Below are 22,457 nucleotides of genomic sequence, written 5' to 3'. Positions count from 1 at the left end.
CTGTATCTTTCATTTCTGAAAGATACAGGTTCCTTTTTTGTAGGTCTGTAAGATATGGAAATCGTCGTCGAACATGGTGAAATCGGCCCGCTTGCCTGGTTCCAGGGTGCCCCGGTCCGTGAGGCCCAGCTCCCGGGCCGGGTTCAGGGTAGCCAGCTGTACCGCCTGGGGCAGGGTCAGGTGGGCGAATCTCCAGATGTTCTGCACAGCCTTTTCCATGGTCAGGATGCTGCCGGCCAGGGTGCCATCTGCCAGGGTGGCCCGGCCATCCTTTACGAACACCTTCTGGCCGCCCAGCTCGCTTTCTCCTTCGCCCAGCAGACAGGCCCGCATGGAATCGGTGATGAGCACGATCCTGTCCAGCCCTTTGGCACGGACCGCCAGACAAAGAGCGGCCGGGTGGATGTGGATGCCGTCGGCGATGAGTTCGCAGGTCACCGGCTGGGTGAGGGCTGCCCCCACCAGTCCGGGCCGGCGATGGTGCAGGGGGCTCATGGCGTTGTACAGGTGGGTGATGTGGCTGGCCCCGGCCGCAATGGCCCGGGAGGCCTCCTCGAAGGTGGCATCGCTGTGGCCCAGGGAGACGATGATCCTGTGGCTGCAGCAGCGGGGGATGAATTCCATGTCCGTCAGGGTCTCCGGCGCCAGGGTCAGGATCTTCAGGATATCCGCATAGGGCTCGATGAAGTCCCAGCGGGCTTTCCGGATGTGACAGGCTTTCTGGGCTCCCTTGTATGTTTCACTGATGAAAGGACCTTCCAGGTTGGCGCCCAGGATATCCGCTCCCGGTTCATGGCCCCGGGCCTCCCGGATGGCCGAGAGGGCTTTTCCGATGGCTTCCTCGCTGCAGGTCATGGTGGTGGGCAGGAAGCCTGTGACCCCGGTGGAGGCCTGGAGCCGGCTCATGGTGGCGAGGGCCTCCCGGGTGCCGTCCATGGCATCGCAGCCTCCGCAGCCGTGGATGTGGAGGTTCAGGAACCCGGGAGCCACGTAGGCCCCTCCGGCATCGATGATCTGGGTATGGGCAGGCAGCTGGTCCGGGTCTGAGAAGCCCTCCAGCATCTTGTCGAAGGTCAGTGCCTGTCCCTCAATGATTTCTTGTGGTAAAATAAATCTGCCGTTGATGATGGCTTTCATACTTGTTCTCCTTCTCACGGTACAGAATTATCTTTATTATAGCACAACCGAACCAGGAGGTTTTTTCATGATCGATTTGAACAAATTATCTACAGAACAGCGGAACCCGGCATCTGTAGCCATTGATAAGGTATCCACCCAGGAACTGGTGGAAATCATCAACCGGGAGGATCACAAGGTGGCCGATGCGGTGCAGAAGATCCTGCCCGCCATTGCACTGGCCGTGGATCTGGTGGCTGACCGGCTGAAAAAGGGAGGCCGGTTGTTCTACATGGGCAGCGGAACCTCCGGACGGCTGGGCATTTTGGACGCGGTGGAATGTCCGCCCACCTACAGTACGGATCCGGAGCAGATCCAGGGACTGATTGCCGGGGGCTATGAAGCCATCTTCCGGGCCAGGGAAGGGGCCGAGGACAGCGAGGAACAGGGTCGTAACGACATCTGGGCCAAGGAGCTGACGCCTGATGATGTGGTCATGGGGATCAGCGCCTCCGGCCGTACGCCCTATGTCCTGGGCGGTATGAAGGAAGCCAAGGAACGGGGCTGCGCTGTGCTGGGATTGTGCTGCAGCGCCCGGAGCGCCATGGCAAAAATCGCCGACCTGTGTCTCACCGTATTGCCCGGGCCGGAAGTGATCACCGGGTCCACCCGTATGAAAGCCGGGACGGCTACGAAGATGGTGCTGAACATGATCACCACCGGAGCCATGGTCCGCCTGGGCAAGGTACGGGGCAACCTGATGATCGATGTGCGGGCCACCAACGAGAAACTGCTGGAAAGGGCCCTTTCCATTGTGTGCACCGTTACGGGCTGCAGCCGGGAGGAAGCACGGCTGAGCCTGGCCCGGAACCGGGGCAGTGCCCGGAAGGCTGTGGAGGAATGGGAGGCCATCCATGGAAAATAAGGAACTGGCCCGTCAGATCCTGCAGGTGGTGGGGCCCGGGACCAATGTACGTCAGGCCACCCACTGCATGACCCGGCTGCGGCTGGTCCTGGAGCATCAGGATGTGGACCGGGAGTCCCTGAAGAAGCTGCCCGGGGTCATGGGGGTGAACCAGTCCGGACCGGAACTGCAGATCATCCTGGGGCCGGGGAAGGCTGCCCAGGTGACGGACGCATTCAACGCCCTGCTGGCTGCACCGGAGGAAGCGATGACGCCGGCTCCGGAAAAGAAAGCCACGGAGCAGCCGGGGAAATCCAGCTTTCCCCAGGGAGAAGTGGGGGATGGCAAGGCCCTCCATGAGGCCATCCGGGCGAAGAATGCCACGCCGGCCAAACTGTTTTTGAAACGGATCAGCAGCATCTTCGTGCCCCTGATCCCCGGTTTCATCGGCTGTGGCCTTTTGACGGGAATCTTGAACATCGTCCGGCGTCTGGATCCGGCGCTGGCCCAGAACGTGGCCTTTCAGATCCTGGGCCTGGCCGGCAATACGGTGTTCTGGGGCATGGACCTGTTCGTGGGCTGGAACGCGGCCAGAGAATTCGGCGGGTCGCCGGTACTGGGCGGGGCCCTGGGGGCGCTGATCAGCCATCCGGGTCTTTCCGGCATCGTATTGAACGGACAGGCTCTGACTCCGGGCCGGGGCGGTGTGGTGGCCGTGCTGATCGTGGCGGCCCTGGGAGCCCAGCTGGAAAAGAAACTGCATCAGCGGGTGCCCGAGGCCCTGGATTTGTTTTTGACGCCGTTTTTGGTGCTGGGCATCATGGCATTTGCAACTTTATATGTGTTCCAGCCCCTGGGCGGTTTCATCGCTGAAGGCATCGGCTTTGCAGCCACGGAGGCGGTGGCCCGGGGCGGGGCTCTCACCGGGTTCCTCCTGGGTGGCACGTTCCTGCCTCTGGTCATGCTGGGAGTCCATCAGGGACTGACCCCCATCCATGCCCAGCTGATCGCCCAGTACGGCTATACCATTCTGCTGCCCATCCTGGCCATGGCCGGAGGCGGACAGGTGGGTGCCGCTGCGGCGGTGTACCTGAAGACGAAGGACCCGGATGTGAAACGGGTGGTGGCTTCCGCCCTGCCCGTAGGGCTCATGGGTGTGGGAGAGCCGCTGATCTACGGGGTGACCCTGCCTCTGGGACGGCCCTTCATCGGGGCCTGTATCGGCGGGGCCCTGGGGGGCGCGGTACAGGCAGCCTGTCAGGTGGGCGCCGGAGCCCTGGGGATTTCCGGTCTGCCCCTGGCGCCCAGCACTACCCAGGTAACGGCATACCTGGCCGGTCTGGCCATTTCCTATGCAGGGGGGTTCGTGGCCACCTGGGTGCTGGGGTTTACTGATCCAGTGCAGAGTAAAGAGTGAAGAGTGCAGAGCAGAATCTAAACCGTACCCCTTGTCAAGGACAGTTTATAAAAGTAGGACCCCTTGTTTTAGACAGTTCAACAATCTTGGTACCTTTAAAATGGACGTCTGGTAATTGTCTATCAGAAGGCCCCTAACCATCCAAATCTCATGTACTGGCTCCTTACTCATAAAATGGCTGCTTTTGCCATTTTATGAGGTGAGCTGGTTCCCCAGCTCACAGGCTCTCCGCTTCAATGTAGGAACCTCGGGCATCTTGGGAATATCGAGCGGATAAACCCCTGTTGTTACAAATTGGTAGAACTCGTTTGGCGACAGTTTCGCCAGTTCCCACTGGTAGCGATCGTTGTTGTAATAATCCATGTAATCATCTACGATGGCCTTCACCTCCCCAAAGCTCACTGCTGCTGCAATTTTCTTTTTCACATGGTCTTTCATACGGCCGAAGAAGCTTTCCTGCGGCGCATTGTCCCAGCAATTCCCCCGCCGTGACATGGATTGTCTGAGATCCTTGTCATGGAGGATATCAATGAAGCTGTGACTCGTATAATGGCAACCCTGGTCAGAATGCACGATGGTTTCAGCATGCAGTGAGACGCCGTGATCTCGAATCAGGTTGTTCACCGTTTCTACCACGAAATCCATCTCCAAAGAATTGCTGAGGACATACGCCAGAATCTGCTTGGTATAGGCATCCAATATGGTAGAAAGATAAGCAAAGATCCCATTGTAAGGAAGGTACGTAATATCTGTCAGCAGTACCATGCGAGGGCCATAGTCCTCAAACTGGCGCTGCAGCAAGTTATCGGCCACCGTATTGGTCTTCAGGGCTTTCACCAGCTGCCGATAGGGATTCGCCTTCCTGATGGGGCAAAGCAGGTGGAACTTTTTCATCAGACGACGGATTTTCTTCACATTCATAATGACGGGCGGATCCATGTGGAGCAGCTCCATATAGATGCTGCGGGCGCCCTTCTTGTACCCTCGTCTTTTGTAAGCGGCAAGGATCAGTTCAAAGTCCTTGCGGTCCTGTTCTTCCTGGGCCTGCCGAAATGCTTCCGCCTTCACCCAGGCATAATAACCGCTTCGGGACACGCCTGCCATCTTGCATAAACTGCTGATGGAAAGTCTGTTCTCGCTGGTACTTACCGTCTTTTCTATGATTTCGAACACACAAGAGGAATCGTTCATGAGCAGAGAATCTACCTTTTTGTGTTCTTGATCGCGGAAATTTTTTTTAAATATTCCACTTCCTGCCGCAAGTATTCAACTTCATGTCTGAGGGCCTTAATGTCATCTTCATGCTTGACCTTGGCGGCGGTGTCAGACCTGTCGGCGGGTCTCCTGCCTTCATAGAAACAGCCATATTTGGCATATTCCTCTTTGATATGCTGGAGAGCACCGCCAATGCGTCTTTCGCCCAGCACAGCAGGGTCAAAGCCGTATTTTTTGAAGATGTCTTTGGGATAGACTCCTTCCATATATTCGGTGTAAAAGATTTCTTTAAAGGACTTCCTCAGGACCAGGGTAGAGCGGCTTACGCTATACACATAAGGGTTCTGGCGCAACGCTGCAATCTGCTCCTCAGTAAAAAGTTTTCTGCTCATGTGGATTCTCCTTGGCTTTATTGGATTTGAGGATACCACATACATATGATTGTGTTCAATAGGTTGGGTCCAAAATGAGCACGTCAATTTTAAAGGATTCAAATTGTAGCCTGTCCAATTTTGTGGGCAGGTGCTACTCTTAAAAAGTGTCCACACTTATGGGTACAGTATAATCCATTTTTGTATATTGGAAATCGCAGTGCGATTTCCTTCCAACGGCTAGTGACTAGTGACCAGTGACTAGTGACTGCCTTTGATGAGGAGGTTGAATGATGACAGTACACAAAGGGATTTCTTTGTATCCGGGGCTGGGCATGAGCCTGGAGGAGATGCTGCAGCGGCTGGAGGAGGCCGCCGGGCTGGGGGTGGACCGGCTGTTCCTTTCCTTCCACATCCCGGAGACGGATCCGGCTGCGTTTGAATGCCAGGTGGCACCTCTCCTGGCCCGGGCCAGGGCCCTGGGGCTTGCTGCGGTGGGAGACCTGGTACCCGGCAAACCGGTACCGGACAACCTGCCCTGTCTGCGGCTGGATGATGGCTTTACTCCGGACAGGGTGGCGGAGTTGCAGCGTGATTATCCGGACCGGACCCTGGTGCTGAATGCCTCGGCAGTGACGGAAAGCCAATTGGAAGCCCTGCAGCAGGCCCAGGTGGATTTTGGCCGGGTGGAAGCCCTCCACAATTTTTATCCCCATCCCCATACGGGGATTTCCGTGCCTTACTTTTTGAAACAGAATGCCCTGCTGCGCCGGTACGGGATCCCTTCTGGCGCTTTTGTGGCCAGCCAGGCCGGGAAACGGGGACCCCTGCACGAAGGGCTGCCCACCCTGGAGCAGGACCGGCACCGCAGTGTCTCCATCGGGGCCCGGCAGCTGGCCGCCCTGGGTGCAGACACCCTCTACATCGGTGACGACGGCCCCAGCTCGGAAGAGGTAGAGGCACTGTGCCGGCTGGAGGAAGGGGTGCTGGAACTGACCCTGGAAGTGTTCCAGTGGCGGCCCTGCCATGACATCCTGGCCACCCATGTGTATGAGACCCGGCCGGAGGAGGCGGAAGAGGTGATCCGCACGGTCAACAGCCGGGCTCTGTGGAAAGGGGTGGATATCCCTGAAATCCCCTTCCGGCGCTGCCATCCGGGAGATGTGACGCTGGATAATGGCCGGTATGGACGCTACGCCGGAGAACTGGAAATCTGCAAGACGGAACTGCCGGCGGACAAACGGGTGGATGTGCTGGGCCGGATCCCGGCCGCTGAACAGTTTTTGCTGCAGTATCTGACCGGCGGAAAGAAATTCCGCTTCCACCCGGTCAAGATCCAGTAAAAAGAGAGCAGTGCCGAAAGGGGACGGGGTGAAACGTGGGATACAGTGCGTCCTCTGGGGAAATATGATATAATAAAAGTTAGTTTGCACGAAGGAGAGATCATCATGAGTTCAACCAATCTGGAAATGGGTATCGTAGGCCTGCCCAACGTAGGCAAAAGCACCCTGTTCAACGCCATCACCAAGGCAGGGGCCGAAGCGGCCAACTATCCTTTCTGTACCATAGAGCCCAATGTGGGTGTGGTCGACGTTCCCGATCCCCGTCTGGACGTACTGGCCAAAATGTTCCATTCCAAAAAGATTGTCCCCGCCGGGATGAAATTCGTGGACATCGCCGGTCTGGTAAAGGGAGCCAGCAAGGGGGAAGGCCTGGGAAACAAATTCCTGAGCCACATCCGGCAGACCGATGCCATCGCGGAAGTGGTACGCTGTTTTGAAGACGGCAATATCACCCACGTGGAAGGCTCCATCGACCCGGTCCGTGACGTGGAGATCATCAACACGGAACTGTGCCTGGCCGACCTGGAAAGCGTGGAAAAACAGCTGACCAAGGCCCAGAAGCTGATCAAAGCCGGGGACAAGAAGGCAGCAGCCAAGGCTGCCCTGCTCCAGAAGATCTCCGACAACCTGAGCGAAGGCATCCCCGTGCGCCGGCTGGAACTGACGGACGACGACAAGGAGAACCTGAAGGAACTGGATCTCCTCACCAGCAAGCCCATCCTGTACGTGGCCAACGTGGCGGAAGAAGAAGCCGCCGACTGGTCCGGCAACAAATACGTGAAGGCCCTGGAAGATTACGCCGCCAAGGAAAACGCCCAGGTGATCGTGATCTCCGCCAAGGTGGAAGAAGAAATCGCCCAGCTGCCCAAGGACGAAGCCAAGGAATACCTGGAAATGGAAGGGCTGACGGAAGCCGGCCTGGACCGGCTGATCAAAGCCGGGTTCAAACTGCTGGGCCTGCAGACGTTCCTGACCGCCGGGGAAATGGAATCCCGGGCCTGGACCATCGTGGCCGGTTCCACGGCGCCCAAGGCTGCCGGCAAGATCCATACGGACTTTGAAAAAGGTTTCATCCGGGCCGAGATCGTTTCCTACGACGACCTGGTGAAATGCGGGTCCAAACAAGCTGCCAAGGAAAAAGGCCTGGTACGCCTGGAAGGCAAGGACTACATCATGCAGGACGGGGATGTAGTGGAATTCCGCTTCAACGTGTAAGCGGAGGATTTTCAAGAGAAAGAAGGGCATGCCATGCTGTTCGATACCCATACCCATGCAGATTATTCCTGCGATGCGGAGCAGACCATCGGGGAAGCGGCGGAGGCGGCCCACAACCTGGGCCTGGGGATCATCCTGACAGAACATTGGGACCGGTATTATCCCTCCTACCCGGAAAGCTTCCTGTTCGACATCGCCGATTATTTCAAACACAATACTCCCTTGCGCAGCGCTACGGTGCTGCTGGGCATCGAGGTGGGGCTGCAGCCCAAAGCCATTGCCGAAGACAAGGCCATGGTGAAGCAGTATCCCTTCGATGAAGTGGTGGGGTCCATGCACTGCTTCGACGGGCTGGACATGTATGAACCGGATACCTACAAGGGCCTCTCCAAGGACGAGGCCGTGCGCCGGTATCTGGAGGATTCTGTCCGGTGCCTGGAGATGGAGCCGGATTTCGACTCTTACGGGCACATCGATTACATCTGCCGGTACATGCCCTATGAGGACCCCAATCTGTACTACAGCGACCATCCGGAGCTGTGGGACAGGGTGTTCCAGCTGCTGATCGATCAGGACAAGGCCATCGAGATCAACACGAGACGGCTGGGGAATCCGGCGGTGGTGCCGCCTCTGGTGGAGCTGTACAAGCGGTTCCACGAACTGGGTGGAAAGTATGCCACCTTGGGCAGCGACGCCCACTACAAAGAGCATGTGGGCCGGGACTTCGCCGTGGGGCAGAAGATTGCCGAAGCGGCCGGTCTGGAGCTGGTTTATTTCAAGGGACGTAAACGCATTGTTTGTCCATAAAATTGTCACGGGATCAACCTTGTTTTCGTTTCTTTTCCCTGTTATAATACACGGGTATCACCCTGATAAAGGAGCGTGGAAACCATGGGCCGTCAGCGGCTGGGCATCCTGGGCGGGACCTTCGATCCCATCCACAACGGGCATTTGATGATCGCCCGGGCCATGCAGGAGCAGCTGCACCTGGACCGGGTGCTGTTCATTCCGGATTATATCCCTCCCCACAAACGGGGCTGGCACTGCTCCCCTTCGGCGGACCGGCTGGCCATGACGCTGCTGGCGACGGAGGACAACCCTCTGTACACCGTTTCCGATATGGAACTGCGGCGGGGCGGGGTCTCCTACACCAGCGATACCCTGCGCCAGCTGTACCGGCGCTGGCACCGGCTGTACGATCTGTACTTTTTGATCGGCGCCGATTCGGCGGAACAGCTTCCCACCTGGCACAATATCCGGGAAGCCATGGAGTACGCCACGTTTGCGGCAGCGGCCCGGCCCGGGTTTGCTCCGCAGAAAGAAGCGGTCAGTGCCAGGCTGGCCCGGCAGGGACTCACCCGGTTGTGCTGGGTGGATACACCGGAGCTGGACCTTTCTTCCACGGAAATCCGGAAGAAGGTCCGCCGGGGCGAATCGATTGCGAACCTGGTACCCAAGGCAGTAGCGGAATACATCGAACAGAGAGACCTCTACCGCAAGTAGGGGCTCTCTGTTTTTTTCTTTGATAGGAGGCATGATCATGGAACTTGAGGAAATGCAGGCCCGGCTGGAAAAAGAATTGCCGGCCAAACGCTTCCACCATACGGTGGCAGTGAGCCAGACCGCTGTGGAGCTGGCGAAGCTGTACGGCGTGGATGAAAAGAAGGCGGCCATCGCAGGCATGCTCCACGACAGCGGGCGGCAGATCCCCAAAAAGGATTTTATCGCCAAGGCGGCGGAACTGGGCATCCAGCTGGACCCGGTGGAAAAAGCCCAGCCCATCCTGATCCATGCCAAACTGGGCGCCTACTATGCCGAGCATGAATTCGGTGTCACTGACCCGGACATCCTGTCCAGTATCCGGTACCATACCACCGGGGCCGCCCATATGAGCCCTCTTGCCATGGTGATCTACCTGGCCGATCTGATCGAACCCCACCGGGACTTTGAAGGGGTGGATACCCTGCGGCAGCAGGTGCGCCAGGGCCTGGAATTCGGCATGCTGAAAGCCTACGCCCATACCATGGCCTATCTGCTGGACCAGGGGCAGCTGATCCATCCCGACTGCCTGGCCGGATACAACGAACTGATCATGGAACAGAAAGCCAACCAACAATAACAGGAGCGTACGCAAACAATGACTGAACCAAAGAAGACAGGGGGACGGCGCTACAAGAAACGGCTGCGAAAGGGACGGCTGTTCTTTTCCCTGGTGCTGATCTGCCTTTTGATGGGCAGCTGCTTCGCCGCCGGTATGCGGATCTATAACCGGTTCTTCCGGCCCCGGGCCCAGGTAGCAGATACGAAAGAGAACAGCCTGACCACCGAAGGGTTTTCCCGGCGGATCAATGTACTGCTTCTGGGAACCGACGACGGGGACAGTGAAGATTTTGGCACCGATGCGCCCAAGCGGACCGATGCCATGCTGCTGGTAAGCTTCGATCCCCAGAATGACCAGGTCTCTGTGCTGAGCCTGCCCCGGGATACCCGGGTGACCATCCCCGGCCGCCGGGGCCACGACAAGATCAATGCGGCCTATGCGTATGGGGGCGTTCCTCTGGCCCGGAAAACCGTCAGCAATCTGCTGCAGGTGCCCATCAACCACTACATGCAGGTGGATTGGAAAGGCTTCATCAAGGTGGTGGATATGCTGGGCGGTGTGGACCTGGACGTGGAACAGGATATGGACTACGAGGATCCCTATGCAGATTTGAAAATCCATCTGAAAAAGGGAAAACAGCACCTGAATGGAGAAAAGGCCGGAGAATACGTCCGGTTCCGGCATGACGAAATGGGCGATATCGGCCGGGTGAAACGGCAGCAGAAATTCATGAAGGCCCTGGCCAAACAGGCCTTTACGGTGACCAACATGGTGAAACTGCCCATGATCATCGGAACGGCCACTGAATATGTGAAAACGGATATGGACTTCATCCAGATGGTGAAGGCGGCCAACTGCCTGCGGCTCTTTGGAGACGGCGGCGTGAAAAGCGCCAGCCTGAAGGGCGATTTCGGAGACATCGGCGGGGTCAGTTACTGGGTGACCACCCCCTCCAAGATTGCTGCGACCCTGGACGAGCTCAAGATCCCTCATAAAAGGATTCCCAGTATCTGACGAAAGGAAAAGTGAAATGACGGGTAAAGAACTGGCCAACAAGATTGCAGCTGCGGCTGCGGACAAGAAAGCACGGGATATCCTGCTGCTGAACATGGAAGGACTGTCTTCCGTGACGGATTATTTCATGATCTGTTCGGCTCCCAGCACCACCCAGGTGCGGGCCATCGCCGACGGCATTGAAGACAAGCTGGCCCAGGAAGGCAAGCTGCCCGCCCATAAGGAAGGGTACAGCGAAGGCAACTGGGTGCTGCTGGACTACGGTGACTGCGTAGCCCATGTGTTCCAGGAATCCCAGCGGAATTTCTACAATCTGGAACAGCTGTGGGCGGACGCTCCCAGCGAAGCTTACACGGAGCCGGAAGCATGAGGAAAGAGCATGGACCGGTAACGGTCAAGACGGTGGGACGCTACCGGGTGGGGGATGTGTGTGACATGACCGTGGCCCGGCTGGGCGAAGCCGGGGCATTCCTGGACGCCGGTACGGGCAATACCTCCGACGATATCCTGCTCCACCAGCATCAGCAGACCCATCCGGTGAAAGTGGGGGACAGGGTAAAGGTGTACCTGTACCTGGATGCCAAGGGACGGATGACGGCCAGCATGAAGCTGCCCAAAATGCGGGAAGGGCAGCTGGGGTATGTAAAGGTGCTGTCGGTGACCCGGCAGGGCGGTTTCGTGGATATCGGAGCCGAACGGGGCGTGTTCCTGCCCTACAGCGAAATGCGGGGCCACGTTTCTCCCGATCAGCTGGTCTGGGTGAAGCTGTACCGGGATAAAAGCGGCCGCCAGGCTGTGACCATGCGGGTAGAGGACGATATGGTGCGGGCTTCCGTACCGGCGAAGGACGTGAAGGTGGGGGACGAACTTACGGGCACGGTGTACAACATCCTGCCGGAAGGGTTCTTCCTGCTGACTACCCAGCGGTATCTGGCCTTCATCCACCGCAGCGAAGTGCCCGGCGGGCGCCTGGATTTCGGTCAGAAGGTCACCGGCCGGGTCACCTTTGTCCGGGAAGACGGGCGGGTGGACATGAGCCTGCGGGAAGTGAAGGAAAAGGCCATGGTGACGGACAGTGAGCGGATCCTGGCCCTCCTGGAAAAACGCCAGGGCACCATGCCCTACAGCGATGCCACGCCCCCGGAAATCATCAAAGATGCTTTTGGCATCTCCAAAGCTGCGTTCAAGCGGGCCCTGGGGCGGCTGATGAAAGAAGGAAAGATCGTCCAGAAGGACGGCTGGACCAGTTTGAAGAAATAAAAGAAACCCGGTTGCTGATGCATTGTGCATCAGCAACCGGGTTTTGTCATATGTCATAAGCAGAAGGAAGCAAACAAAAAGCCCATGCAGTCTTTCGACCGCATGGGCTGTACATTTCATTTGGTGGAGACAAGGAGGATCGAACTCCTGACCTCTTGCATGCCATGCAAGCGCTCTCCCAGCTGAGCTATGCCCCCAAACGACTTCCTTAGTATACAATGGAATCAGGGGATTTGTCAATGGGTTTTTTAAAAAATTTGGATTCCTTTCCTGCGTGCCCTGTTTTCGGCTGTAAGCCAGGGATGTGCTTATGGTATACTATATGGATAAAGCACCGCATGGGGCGGTCTTTTTTATTCAGCCAATCATGGAGGGAAAAATAAATGGACGCACACAATACGAAACTGCCCCGCTGCATCGAGGTCCGGGGCGCCAGGGTCCACAATCTGAAAAACATCGACGTGGATATCCCGTTGCATCAAATCGTGGGCATTGCCGGTGTTTCCGGTTCCGGTAAATCATCACTGGCATTGGGAATCCTTTATGGGGAGGGGTCCCGGCGGTATCTGGAGTCTCTTTCCACCTATACCCGCCGGCGGATGACCCAGGCAGAACGGGCGGAGGTGGAGGAGGTCCGGTATGTGCCGGCGGCCCTGGCCCTGCGGCAGCGTCCCGGTGTACCGGGCATCCGTTCTACCTTCGGGACGCTGTCAGAGCTGTCCAACTCCCTGCGTCTGATGTTCTCCCGTCTGGCCAGCCACCGCTGTCCCAACGGCCACTACTGCCCTCCTTCCCTGGCCGTGGCGGCTATGCAGGAAATCACCTGTCCCGTATGCGGGGCCAAATTTTACGGACCGGGGGCGGAGGATCTGGCGTTCAATTCCCGGGGAGCCTGTCCCACCTGTGGAGGTACGGGGGTTATCCGTACCGTGGACGAATCCACCCTGATCACCGATGAAAATCTGTCCATCGATGAGGGGGCCGTGGCGGTGTGGGGCACCCTCATGTGGTCCCTGATGAAGGATGTATGCCGGGAGATGGGCGTGCGCACTAATGTACCCTACAAGGACCTGACGGATCAGGAAAAGGACATTGTCCTCCACGGCCCCATGGTGAAAAAGCATATCCACTATATGAACGAAAAATCCCATCAGATGGGAGAACTGGATTTCACCTATTACAGTGCCGTGAATACGGTGAAGAATGCGCTGGCCAAGGTGAAGGATGAAAAAGGCATGAAACGGGTGGACAAATACCTGAAAGAAGGAGAATGTCCTGACTGCCATGGCACCCGTATGAGTGAAGCCACCCGGGCACCTCGGCTGCGGGGCATTGGCCTGGACCAGGCATCGGCCATGCCCCTGGCTGATCTGGTGGAATGGGTGAAGGGGGTGCCTTCCACCCTGCCGGAAGCCATGGTTCCCATGGCCGGGAGTATCTGTGAAGCCTTCCTGGATACGGCGAAACGGCTGCTTGACCTGGGACTGGGGTATCTTTCCCCGGATCGGGCGGCTGCCACCCTTTCCACCGGGGAGCGGCAGCGGGTGCAGCTGGCCAGGGCCGTACGGAACCGGACCACAGGGGTACTCTATGTCCTGGATGAGCCATCCATTGGTCTCCATCCCTATAACCTGAAGGGGCTGACCGGGGTCATGGATGATCTGATCGCTGACGGCAATTCTGTGGTGCTGGTGGATCATGACACCCAGGTGCTGCTCCATGCCGATCATCTGGTGGAAATGGGGCCGGAGGCCGGAGCCGGCGGAGGGCAGGTGATCGCCCAGGGGACGGTCCAGGAACTGGAGCATACGCCCCATTCGCTGATCGGTCCCTATCTGGCGGAAGAGCAGCGCCTGGAAAGGGCTTCCAGGACGGTTCGGCAGCGGGAATGCCGGCGGCTGCGGCCGGTGATCCCGGAAAAGGAGCTGTTCGACCGGGGCACCCTCCATCTGGTTACGGACCGGATCCATACGGTGCAGCCTCTGGATGTGCGGATCCCCCAGGGACGTATGACAGTGGTGACCGGGGTATCCGGATCCGGCAAGACCACCATGGTCCTGGAGAGCCTGATCCCGGCCCTGACCGCCCATATCCAGGGCGCGCCGCTGCCTGCTCATGTAAAGTCCATCCAGGCAGAGGGCATCCGTCAGGTGAAACTCATCGACGCGACTCCCATCGGCATCAATGTACGCTCTACCGTGGCCACCTATGCAGGTGTCCATGCGGAACTGCGCAAGGCCTATGCCCGTCTGGCCCTTTCCCGGGAGAAAGGGTACAGGGCCGGAGACTTTTCCTACAATACGGGAAAGCTGCGCTGTCCCACCTGTGACGGCACCGGCCAGATCACCCTGGACGTGCAGTTCCTGCCCGATGTGGATATTCCCTGCCCGGACTGCCACGGGTCCCGCTATGGACGGGAAGCGTACGGACTTTTACGGAAGGCCGGGGACGGAAAGGCATACAGCCTTCCGGAACTGATGAATCTGAGCGTGGACCAGGTGCTGGCAGCCTGTGGCGGTCTTTCCCTGGTACAGAAACGACTGCAGGTGCTCCATGACCTGGGACTGGGATATCTGACCCTGGGTGAGGAAACGCCCGGCCTTTCCGGCGGGGAAGCCCAGCGGCTGAAACTGGCCAGCGAAATGGGCAAGGGCCAGAAGGATTCAGTGTTCGTGTTCGACGAACCCACCATCGGGCTCCATCCCCGGGATGTGGAGACCCTGCTGCAGGTGTTCCAGGGGCTGATCGATTTCGGGGCTACCGTGGTGGTCATCGAGCACGACCTGGATGTGATCCGCAATGCTGATTACCTGATCGATCTGGGGCCCGGCGGTGGGCAGGCCGGTGGCCGGATCGTGGCCCAGGGAACCCGGGAGGCCATCCGGAACTGTCCGGAAAGCATTACAGGAAGATATATCTGATGAGAGATTTCCCCCTTTCCATTTTTGTCACAGAGAAGTATACTAAAAGGTATGCTTTATTTTGACAAAATGAGGATGGGGGATTGTTTTATGACATCGCTGATTGGGCCGGGAAACACCTGGCTGTTGTTGAGCATTACCTGTGTGACCATTGCAGGGGCCATCTGGCTGGAACAGAAATATGCCTGGGCCTCCCGGATTTCGGGGGCGGTCATCTGCCTGCTTGCGGCAGTGCTGCTGGTGAATCTGGGGGTGATCCCCAGCCATGCGCCTCTTTTCGATGACATCATCTGGGGGTATGCGGTGCCGGTGGCCATTCCCCTGCTGCTGCTCCAGGCCAATATGGCCCGGATCTGGCAGCAGACGGGACGGATGCTGTTCATCTTTCTGATCGGGGCCGTGGGCACCCTGTGCGGTGCCGTACTGGGCTATGAAATCCTGGGGAGCCGCATTCCCGGACTGGCCAAGGTGGCAGCCATGATGACCGGCTCCTACATCGGAGGTGGCGTGAACTTCGTGGCCCTGTCCGATGCCTTCAAGACCAGCGGCACCCTGGTGTCCGCCACAGTGGTGGCAGATAACCTGAATATGGCCGTGTACTTCCTGGTGCTGCTGAAATGCGTGGGCAGTGCTTTCTTCCGCACGCACTATACCCATCCCCACATCGACCGGGTGGAACAGCTGGGCAAAGGGGATGCAGAGACCCTGGCAGCGGCTTACTGGAGCCGGAAGGACATTTCCCTGAAGGACATTGCCATGAACCTGATGTACGCGGTGGTGGTGGTCACCCTGAGCCGGAACCTGGGGGCATTCCTGGGAGCAGTAATCCCCGCGGACGGAGGCTTTGCGAAGATGGGCAACACCTTCTTCAGCAGCCAGTATGTATGGATCACCCTGTTTTCCATGCTGTTTGCCACGTTCTTTGAAAAAGAGGCGTCCAGGATGTCCGGCGCCCAGGAAATCGGAACGTACTTCATCTATATGTTCTTCTTTGCCATCGGAGTACCGGCTTCCATTCCGGAAATCCTGCACAACGCACCGCTGTTGTTCGTGTTCTGCTTCATCATGGTGGTGGTGAACATGGCCTTCTGTTTCCTGGGAGGCAAGCTGTTCCACTTCAACCTGGAAGATATCGTGCTGGCGTCCAACGCCAACATCGGCGGACCCACCACAGCGGCCGGCATGGCCATTTCCCAGGGATGGGTGCAGCTGGTGGGGCCTTCCATGCTGGTAGGGACCTTCGGCTACGTAATCGGGACGTACATCGGGATGGTGGTCGGGAGTTTGTTAGGGGCATAGAGCCTATGGCTACAGGCCAGGGATGGGCGCACCGGGCGATATTTTGCCTTCGGCAAAAATCTTGGTGCGCCCCTACGGATTGCAAATCGAACTTCTGACTGATTGCTGATCCATCTAATCACTAACCACTAGCCACTAAAAAAGGTGTCGCATCGAGCGACACCTTTTTTTACATCTTCCACGCAAAATGATCGGTGTGGAGCAATTCTTCTGCCTTTTCGCTTAAGGGTTTGCCCAGGAACTCCTTGTACAGCCGCTGGATCTGGGGATTTTCGTGGGAATACCGCAGCTTGTTGTGTTTGTCCAGCTGGTGGAGCTGCGCTCCCCGCACCTCCTGGAATTCCTCGTCCTGCCGGGGGATGGGCTGGCCGCCTCCGCCGGCACAGCCTCCCGGACAGGCCATGACTTCCACGAAGTCATAGTGCACATGCTTCTTTTTCAGGGCCTGCATCAGCTTCCGGGTGTTGGCAAGACCACTGACCACGGCACAGCGGATGGTCCTGCCGGCAATGGTGTATGTGGCCTGACGCAGGGCCGGGCCGGTGCGGATATCCCTGAACAGGTCCGGATCCGGATTGTGGCCGGTGAGCTGGGCGTAGGCCGTACGCAGGGCTGCTTCCATGACGCCGCCGGTGGTGCCGAAGATGGTTCCGGCGCCGGTAAAGGTCCCCATAGGGTCATCCAGAGGTTCTTCCGGCAGCAGGGCGGGGTCCAGCCGGTCGGCCCGCAGCATCCGTACCAGCTCCCGGGTGGTGAGTGCCAGGTCCACATCGGGTCCATGGACCGTGCGCATGGTGGGCAGGGCACATTCGGCCTTCTTGGCCAGACAGGGCATAATGGATACGCAGTACAGTTTTTCCGGGGGAACGTCCAGCTTTTGGGCCAGCCACGTCTTGGCCATGGCCCCGAACATCTGCTGGGGAGATTTGGAGGTGGACAGGTGCCCGGTCAGCTCTGGATACTGGCCCTTCAGGAACCGCACCCAGCCCGGGCAGCAGCTGGTGAACATGGGATAGTCCCGGGTCTCGCCCCTGTTGAACCGTTCCAGGAATTCGCTGGCTTCTTCCATAATGGTCAGATCCGCGCCAAACGTGGTGTCGTATACATGGTCGAAACCCAGCCGGCGCAGGGCCGCCGCCAGTTTGCCAATGGTGGCTTCCTCCCGGGGAACGCCGAAAGATTCGCCCCAGGCTGTCCGGACTGCCGGGGCGACCTGTACGATGGTCACTTTGTCCGGATCTGCCAGGGCTTCATAGAGTTTGTCCGTATCGTCCCGCTCCCGCAGGCCGGCCACCGGGCAATGGATGATGCACTGGCCGCACAGGGTGCAGTCCGAATCCTTGATGACCCGGTTGTTGGATACATCGATGGTGGTGCGGCTGCCGGTGCCGGCCACATCCCAGACGTTCATGTCCTGGATCTTGTTGCATACCTGGATGCAGCGCATGCACTTGATGCATTTGTTGTAATCATGGAACAGGGGGAATGTGGTGGTCCAGGCCCGGCGCAGGCCTTTGGGCAGCTGCTCCTGGTAGGGGTTGTCGTGGATGCCCAGGCCGTTGGCAAGGTCCTGCAGTCGGCAGTTTCCGCTGCGCACACAGGTGGCGCACCGGCAGTCATGCTGGGACAGGATCAGTTCCACATTGGTCTTGCGGGTCTGCCGTGCCCGGGGTGAATTGGTGTGGACCACCATGCCCTCCTGGACAGGGCTGTTGCAGGCGGTGACCATGGCATGTTCGCCTTCCACTTCCACACAGCACACCCGGCAGGCGGCGATTTCGTTCAGCCCTTTCAGATAGCACAGGTGGGGAATCACAATGTGGGCCTGGCGGGCGGCTTCCATGATGGTGGTGCCTTCCGGCACCTGGATTTTCTGGTTGTCGATGGTGCAGGTTACCATTCCCGGTTCCTCCCTCCTTTGAAGCTGCCGTACCCAAAGTGGTCACAGCGCAGACAGCGGCTGGCCTCCTGCAGGGCTTCTTCCGGGGTCATGCCTTCGCTGACCAGTTCGAAGTTCCCTTCACAATGGGGGGTGCAGTGCTGTTTCAGGTTCACCCGGCCACAGGGGGGCGTGTTGGTGAAATGGGCGGGAGGGATATCCACTTTGCAGGTAATGCGGTGGTGGAAGCCCAGGAAGGAATCGATGTTGTCCGCGGCCACCTTGCCGGCCGCTACGGCCTTGATGACCGTGGCCGGACCGGAGACCGCGTCCCCGCCGGCGAAAATGTTGCCCAGACCGGGTACACTGCTGGTCAGATCCGCCTGGATGGTCCCCCGGTGGATGGTGACACCGATGGCTTCAAAGGGTTCCGTAACGATGGCCTGACCGATGGCGATGATCAGACAGTCACAGGGGAACCGCCGTTCTGGCAGATCCGCCTTTTCAGGACTGGGCCGGCCCTTGTGGTCATAGGGACCGATGTGCTGGGGCTGGGTGATCAGCGCGGCCACATGGCCCTTTTCGTCCACTTCGATGCGGGAAGGGGCCTCCAGGGTGACGATTTCACAGCCTTCCGCCATGGCTGCTTCCACTTCTTCCGGCAGGGCGGTCATGTCCTCCTGGCGCCGGCGATAGATACACTGTACGGAGGCGGCTCCCAGCCGTTTGGCCGTCCGGGTGGCATCCATGGAAACATTGCCGCCGCCGATGACACAGACCCGTTTTCCCGTCAGATCAGGGATGTGGCCTTCTCCGATGTCCCGCAGCAGCCGCACGGCGCTGTAGACACCCGAGGCATCCTCATGCTCCAGATGGAGCCGTTTGTCGCTGTGGGCTCCGATGGCGATGTACACGGCATCATACTGCTTTTGCAGCTCTGCCACCGGCAGGTCTTTGCCCACCGATACGTTGGTATGGACCTGGATGCCCGTGCTCTGGATGTAGTCCAGGTCCCGGTCCAGCACCTCCAGGGGAAGCCGGTAGTCAGGAATCCCGTAGCGCAGCATGCCGCCCAGTTTGGGCCGCTGCTCGTACACGGTGACAGCATGGCCCATCAGGGCCAGATAGTAAGCTGCGGTCAGTCCGCCAGGGCCGCCCCCGATCACTGCCACAGTCCTGCCTGTGGACGGAGCCGGCTCCGGGGCTTTCACCGGTTGGGAATGATCCACGGCAAAGCGCTTCAGGCCGCAGATGTTCACCGGAGCGTCCACCATCATCCGGCGGCAGTGGTGCTCGCAGGGATGCTCGCAGACATAGGCACAGGCCGATGGAAAAGGATTGTCCTTGCGGATCAGGGCCATGGCGTCATCGTAGTGGCCCTCCCGGATCAGGGCGATGTAGCCGGGAACATCCACATGGGCCGGGCATACGGATACACAGGGAACCGGATGGCTCAGCCCGCAGATGCAGCGCCCGGTAAGGATGTGCTCCTCGTAATCTTCCCGGAAGCCCCGGACCCCTTTTAACACCATGTAGGCGGCTTCATAGCCGATGGCACAGTCCGAGGAATCGGCGATCACCTGGGCCGTTTTTTCGATCAGATCGATGGTTTCCAGTGTGGCAGTACGTTCCAGGACCCTTTCGATGAGCACGGCCAGCTGGCCCAGACCTACCCGGCAGGGCACACATTTGCCGCAGCTCTGGGCGTGGCAGAACCGCAGGAAGTTCAGGGCCATATCCACGGGACAGAGACCGGGCGAACTGGCACTGATCCGGCGGTGCATATCCTGATACAGACCGTTCAGGACCGTCTGGGCCCTGCCCGGCGTTTCGATTTGTAAGCGACTCACTCCATTCTCCCCCTCTTATGGAAACAAAACCACAGAAACATATAAAAAATAAACAGAACTGTTTCTATTTTATCGTGCAGTGTGGAAATGTGTCAATCGACAGGACGGAAAAATCAGATAAATTTTCAATTTTTCCTGCATCTCCTGCAGCGTATAAGAAAATAAAATTCCTATAAATAAGTAGGGATTCACCCTTCCTTTTTTCCATAAGCTATAGTACAATGATATGGAATGAAGTCTGTACAAGGAGGAAACCCATGAAAATCTCTACCAAGGGACGGTACGCGCTGCGGCTGATGATCGATCTGGCCATCAACGGGACCGAATCCTTTGTTCCCATTAAAAGTGTATCACAACGACAGGAAATCTCAGAAAAATATCTGGAACAGATCATTACCCAGCTCTCCCGGGCCAAGCTGGTAAAAAGCGCACGAGGGGCCCAGGGGGGCTACAAACTGGTACGGGATCCCAAGGATTACACGGCAGGGGAGATCCTGCGGGCTGTGGAAGGGTCTCTGGCACCGGTGGCCTGTCTGGAACCGGGCCATGTGGTCTGTGACCGGGCGGCTCATTGTGTGACCCTGGATCTGTGGAAAGAAATCCAGGACGCCATCGACAATATCGTGGACAATACCACCCTGGCGGATCTGGTGGAAAAACAGAAAGAGAAGATGTAAGGGACAGGAGCTGTGAAAAAATCATTCACAGCGCCTATATTTTGCCAGCGCGAAGCTGGTTTTGAACACATGAAAAAGTACCCACCCGGAAGAAACCGGCGTGGGTACTTTGCGTTTGGAATTGGTGGAGCATAGGGGGATCGAACCCCTGACCTCAAGATTGCGAACCTTGCGCTCTCCCAGCTGAGCTAATGCCCCAATATATTTATTATACCGCGGAATCAGGTGGGGTGCAAGGCACAAATCAAGTGGAGAGGGAAGCGGGGATTGCGAACGTTGTTGCTGCCACCGTCTCCGGGGGCATGCAGCGAACTTGGATCCATCGCCATAGTGAGCTGCAGGCATTGAATTCTGTTCAAAAATTTGCTTCAGCAAATTTTTTCCCTTCGGCTAGAGACCAGAGACTAGAGACATAGGGCGGTGTATATCGCCCGGCAGCCAAAAAGGGGCTGTGAAGTATTTCCTTCACAGCCCCTTTTTATCCGTGTTATAATATTCTGTATAAATAGTTTACTCGTCGCACCCCTGCAAAGCTCTTAGGAAAGGAAGTAAGGTATCATGGCACTGAAGAAATTCACTTTCAACTTCGGTAAGACCACCCAGGACGTGGAACTGCCGGAGGAACGGATCAGCAGCATCATCGAGGGGAAGGACGTCCCGGCCGTGGACGTGGAAAAGGCCACCCTGGAGGCCCTGCGCCACCCCATCGGCTGTAAACCCATGCAGGAGATGTTCCACAAGGGGGACAAGGTCTGCCTGGTCATCGCCGACGTGACCCGGACCTGGAACAAGTCCTCGGAGTACGTGATCCACGTGGTGAACGAACTGAATCGGGCCGGGGTACTCGACGAAGATATGACCATCCTGTTCGCCCAGGGCACCCACCGGGAACAGACTCCGGAGGAAGATATCCGGGTGGTGGGCGAGGAAGTGGCCCATCGCATTAAAATGTTCCAGCACCATTGCCGCAACAACGATGAACTGACTTGCGTGGGCACCACCCGTTACGGCACGAAGGTCATGCTGAACAAGAAAGTAGTGGAAGCGGATAAAATCGTCATCATCGATGGCATCACGGCCCATCTGTTCGCCGGGTACGGCGGCGGCCGGAAGCTGATCCTTCCGGGGGTGGCCGGCTGGGATACCATCCAGGAGAACCACTGCCATGCCCTGGCCGACAAGTTCGGTGCCGGCATCAACCCCAAGACCCGGAACGGGATCATCGACGACAATCCGGTGAACTACGACATGCTGGATGCCATGGATATGGTGAAACCTACGTTCCTGGTCCATTCCATCATCAACAACGACGGCAAGATCTGCAACATGGTGGCCGGGGATCCCTACAAGGCCTGGCTGGAAGGGACGAAGATTGTCCACGCTAACCAGGCGGTCTCCTTCAAGGAACGGGCCGACGTGACCTTTGCCTGTGCCGGTGGCTACCCCAAGGATGTGTCTCTGTACCAGGGCTGCAAATGCTACGATCCGGCGGATGTGACCACGAAACACGGTGGCATCATCATTGCCATCATGGAAGCCAGCGATCTGTACGAACCGCCGGAATACCTGGGCAGCTTCAAGTACGACAACGAGCAGGACATGGAAAAGGACCTGCGGAAAAACTTCACCATTCCGTTCTTCGTGGCCTTCAACCTGTTCTGCATGACCCACCGGTACACCATCTACCTGGTGACGAAGCCGGAGAACTTCGAGGCCATCAAGAAGACGAACCAGATTCCCTGCGCCACGGTGGCCGAAGCCTGGGAAAAGGCGAAAGCCCAGCTGGCAGCAGAGGGAAAGACGGATTACACCATCAACGTGGTGCCCCACTGCGGCGGTGTGATCGCGGAAGAACCCCAGAAATAAAAAGGTAGA

The 22,457-nt window shown here is 58.0% G+C and carries 19 protein-coding genes and 2 tRNA genes; 14 read left to right on the top strand and 7 right to left on the bottom strand.

Annotated features, from left to right (window positions below; all coding sequences use genetic code 11):
- Positions 1-9: 9 nt before the first annotated feature.
- Positions 10-1,137: an N-acetylglucosamine-6-phosphate deacetylase gene (nagA, locus tag BQ5462_RS01115; RefSeq protein WP_071141610.1), complete on the bottom strand. Its 1,128-nt coding sequence runs from the start codon at positions 1,135-1,137 to the stop codon at positions 10-12.
- Between the two features lie 67 nt (positions 1,138-1,204).
- Between nagA and murQ the strand changes: the two genes are divergently transcribed.
- Both murQ and BQ5462_RS01105 read left to right on the top strand, forming a co-directional pair.
- A complete protein-coding gene (gene murQ / locus BQ5462_RS01110; RefSeq protein ID WP_071141609.1) occupies positions 1,205-2,041 on the top strand; it encodes an N-acetylmuramic acid 6-phosphate etherase in 837 nt (278 codons plus the stop codon).
- On the top strand, positions 2,031-3,437 hold the full coding sequence (locus BQ5462_RS01105; RefSeq protein ID WP_071141608.1) for a PTS transporter subunit EIIC: 1,407 nt from the start codon (positions 2,031-2,033) through the stop codon (positions 3,435-3,437). The genes murQ and BQ5462_RS01105 overlap by 11 nt, the downstream gene beginning before the upstream one ends.
- A gap of 192 nt (positions 3,438-3,629) precedes the next feature.
- Here BQ5462_RS01105 and BQ5462_RS01100 read toward each other — a convergent pair whose 3' ends face one another.
- Together BQ5462_RS01100 and BQ5462_RS01095 are read right to left on the bottom strand one after the other, a co-directional pair.
- Complete coding sequence (locus tag BQ5462_RS01100) at positions 3,630-4,628, bottom strand: IS3 family transposase (protein WP_071141607.1); 999 nt, start codon at positions 4,626-4,628, stop codon at positions 3,630-3,632.
- 11 nt (positions 4,629-4,639) lie between these two features.
- A complete protein-coding gene (locus BQ5462_RS01095) occupies positions 4,640-5,044 on the bottom strand; it encodes an HTH domain-containing protein (protein WP_071141606.1) in 405 nt (134 codons plus the stop codon).
- 272 nt (positions 5,045-5,316) lie between these two features.
- Here BQ5462_RS01095 and BQ5462_RS01090 point away from each other — a divergent pair, with 272 nt between their 5' ends.
- From BQ5462_RS01090 to BQ5462_RS01055, 8 genes are all read left to right on the top strand, one after another.
- Positions 5,317-6,366, top strand: a complete 1,050-nt coding sequence (locus BQ5462_RS01090) for a MupG family TIM beta-alpha barrel fold protein (protein WP_235819530.1) — start codon at positions 5,317-5,319, stop codon at positions 6,364-6,366.
- Between the two features lie 105 nt (positions 6,367-6,471).
- Positions 6,472-7,581 carry a redox-regulated ATPase YchF gene (gene ychF / locus BQ5462_RS01085; RefSeq protein ID WP_071141604.1) on the top strand — a complete coding sequence of 370 codons (1,110 nt, stop codon included), beginning with the start codon at positions 6,472-6,474 and terminating at the stop codon, positions 7,579-7,581.
- Positions 7,582-7,614: 33 nt separating this feature from the next.
- Positions 7,615-8,388 carry a histidinol-phosphatase HisJ family protein gene (locus BQ5462_RS01080; RefSeq protein ID WP_071141603.1) on the top strand — a complete coding sequence of 258 codons (774 nt, stop codon included), beginning with the start codon at positions 7,615-7,617 and terminating at the stop codon, positions 8,386-8,388.
- Between the two features lie 84 nt (positions 8,389-8,472).
- Positions 8,473-9,084 carry a nicotinate-nucleotide adenylyltransferase gene (gene nadD / locus BQ5462_RS01075; RefSeq protein WP_071141602.1) on the top strand — a complete coding sequence of 204 codons (612 nt, stop codon included), beginning with the start codon at positions 8,473-8,475 and terminating at the stop codon, positions 9,082-9,084.
- 37 nt (positions 9,085-9,121) lie between these two features.
- A complete protein-coding gene (yqeK, locus tag BQ5462_RS01070) occupies positions 9,122-9,700 on the top strand; it encodes a bis(5'-nucleosyl)-tetraphosphatase (symmetrical) YqeK (RefSeq protein ID WP_071141601.1) in 579 nt (192 codons plus the stop codon).
- An 18-nt stretch (positions 9,701-9,718) separates the two neighbouring features.
- On the top strand, positions 9,719-10,696 hold the full coding sequence (locus BQ5462_RS01065) for an LCP family protein (protein ID WP_071141600.1): 978 nt from the start codon (positions 9,719-9,721) through the stop codon (positions 10,694-10,696).
- Positions 10,697-10,712: 16 nt separating this feature from the next.
- On the top strand, positions 10,713-11,066 hold the full coding sequence (rsfS, locus tag BQ5462_RS01060) for a ribosome silencing factor (RefSeq protein WP_071141599.1): 354 nt from the start codon (positions 10,713-10,715) through the stop codon (positions 11,064-11,066).
- Entirely contained in the window at positions 11,063-11,956 is an 894-nt protein-coding gene (locus BQ5462_RS01055) for a CvfB family protein (RefSeq protein ID WP_071141598.1), read from the top strand. Before rsfS ends, BQ5462_RS01055 begins: the two co-directional genes overlap by 4 nt.
- Positions 11,957-12,077: 121 nt before the next feature.
- On the opposite strand, the gene BQ5462_RS01050 is transcribed toward BQ5462_RS01055, so the two are convergent.
- Positions 12,078-12,153: transfer RNA gene (locus BQ5462_RS01050), tRNA-Ala, on the bottom strand.
- A 186-nt stretch (positions 12,154-12,339) separates the two neighbouring features.
- Between BQ5462_RS01050 and BQ5462_RS01045 the strand changes: the two genes are divergently transcribed.
- A complete protein-coding gene (locus BQ5462_RS01045; protein WP_071141597.1) occupies positions 12,340-14,877 on the top strand; it encodes an excinuclease ABC subunit UvrA in 2,538 nt (845 codons plus the stop codon).
- Between the two features lie 90 nt (positions 14,878-14,967).
- On the top strand, positions 14,968-16,176 hold the full coding sequence (locus tag BQ5462_RS01040; protein WP_071141596.1) for a DUF819 family protein: 1,209 nt from the start codon (positions 14,968-14,970) through the stop codon (positions 16,174-16,176).
- 169 nt (positions 16,177-16,345) lie between these two features.
- Here BQ5462_RS01040 and BQ5462_RS01035 read toward each other — a convergent pair whose 3' ends face one another.
- Entirely contained in the window at positions 16,346-18,076 is a 1,731-nt protein-coding gene (locus BQ5462_RS01035; RefSeq protein ID WP_071141595.1) for a [FeFe] hydrogenase, group A, read from the bottom strand.
- Positions 18,070-19,905 (bottom strand): NAD(P)-binding protein, encoded by a 1,836-nt coding sequence (locus tag BQ5462_RS01030; RefSeq protein ID WP_071141594.1) that lies wholly within the window; start codon positions 19,903-19,905, stop codon positions 18,070-18,072. Before BQ5462_RS01030 ends, BQ5462_RS01035 begins: the two co-directional genes overlap by 7 nt.
- Before the next feature lie 257 nt (positions 19,906-20,162).
- Between BQ5462_RS01030 and BQ5462_RS01025 the strand changes: the two genes are divergently transcribed.
- Complete coding sequence (locus BQ5462_RS01025; RefSeq protein ID WP_071141593.1) at positions 20,163-20,582, top strand: RrF2 family transcriptional regulator; 420 nt, start codon at positions 20,163-20,165, stop codon at positions 20,580-20,582.
- A 122-nt stretch (positions 20,583-20,704) separates the two neighbouring features.
- Here BQ5462_RS01025 and BQ5462_RS01020 read toward each other — a convergent pair.
- Positions 20,705-20,780 (bottom strand) — tRNA-Ala (locus tag BQ5462_RS01020).
- Between the two features lie 360 nt (positions 20,781-21,140).
- Between BQ5462_RS01020 and larAH10 the strand changes: the two genes are divergently transcribed.
- The gene (gene larAH10 / locus BQ5462_RS01010; RefSeq protein ID WP_071141591.1) at positions 21,141-22,448 is read left to right on the top strand and encodes an NPN-dependent 2-hydroxyacid racemase, LarAH10 family; all 1,308 of its coding nucleotides are present in this window, start codon (positions 21,141-21,143) and stop codon (positions 22,446-22,448) included.
- Positions 22,449-22,457 lie beyond the last annotated feature (9 nt).

Source organism: Acidaminococcus timonensis (genome assembly GCF_900106585.1).
Classification (GTDB): Bacteria; Bacillota; Negativicutes; order Acidaminococcales; family Acidaminococcaceae; genus Acidaminococcus; species Acidaminococcus timonensis.
The sequence above is the reverse complement of the archived record's forward strand: the minus strand, read 5'-3'. Positions and strand labels throughout refer to the sequence as shown.

Coding starts and splice junctions, on each gene's coding strand:
- yqeK (WP_071141601.1), top strand. CDS start 9,122: ATGGAACTTGAGGAAATGCAGGCCCGGCTGGAAAAAGAATTGCCGGCC.
- BQ5462_RS01100 (WP_071141607.1), bottom strand. CDS start 4,628: ATGAACGATTCCTCTTGTGTGTTCGAAATCATAGAAAAGACGGTAAGT.
- BQ5462_RS01065 (WP_071141600.1), top strand. CDS start 9,719: ATGACTGAACCAAAGAAGACAGGGGGACGGCGCTACAAGAAACGGCTG.
- BQ5462_RS01095 (WP_071141606.1), bottom strand. CDS start 5,044: ATGAGCAGAAAACTTTTTACTGAGGAGCAGATTGCAGCGTTGCGCCAG.
- nagA (WP_071141610.1), bottom strand. CDS start 1,137: ATGAAAGCCATCATCAACGGCAGATTTATTTTACCACAAGAAATCATT.
- BQ5462_RS01025 (WP_071141593.1), top strand. CDS start 20,163: ATGAAAATCTCTACCAAGGGACGGTACGCGCTGCGGCTGATGATCGAT.
- BQ5462_RS01055 (WP_071141598.1), top strand. CDS start 11,063: ATGAGGAAAGAGCATGGACCGGTAACGGTCAAGACGGTGGGACGCTAC.
- BQ5462_RS01090 (WP_235819530.1), top strand. CDS start 5,317: ATGACAGTACACAAAGGGATTTCTTTGTATCCGGGGCTGGGCATGAGC.
- nadD (WP_071141602.1), top strand. CDS start 8,473: ATGGGCCGTCAGCGGCTGGGCATCCTGGGCGGGACCTTCGATCCCATC.
- murQ (WP_071141609.1), top strand. CDS start 1,205: ATGATCGATTTGAACAAATTATCTACAGAACAGCGGAACCCGGCATCT.
- BQ5462_RS01035 (WP_071141595.1), bottom strand. CDS start 18,076: ATGGTAACCTGCACCATCGACAACCAGAAAATCCAGGTGCCGGAAGGC.
- BQ5462_RS01080 (WP_071141603.1), top strand. CDS start 7,615: ATGCTGTTCGATACCCATACCCATGCAGATTATTCCTGCGATGCGGAG.
- BQ5462_RS01045 (WP_071141597.1), top strand. CDS start 12,340: ATGGACGCACACAATACGAAACTGCCCCGCTGCATCGAGGTCCGGGGC.
- rsfS (WP_071141599.1), top strand. CDS start 10,713: ATGACGGGTAAAGAACTGGCCAACAAGATTGCAGCTGCGGCTGCGGAC.
- BQ5462_RS01040 (WP_071141596.1), top strand. CDS start 14,968: ATGACATCGCTGATTGGGCCGGGAAACACCTGGCTGTTGTTGAGCATT.
- larAH10 (WP_071141591.1), top strand. CDS start 21,141: ATGGCACTGAAGAAATTCACTTTCAACTTCGGTAAGACCACCCAGGAC.
- ychF (WP_071141604.1), top strand. CDS start 6,472: ATGAGTTCAACCAATCTGGAAATGGGTATCGTAGGCCTGCCCAACGTA.
- BQ5462_RS01105 (WP_071141608.1), top strand. CDS start 2,031: ATGGAAAATAAGGAACTGGCCCGTCAGATCCTGCAGGTGGTGGGGCCC.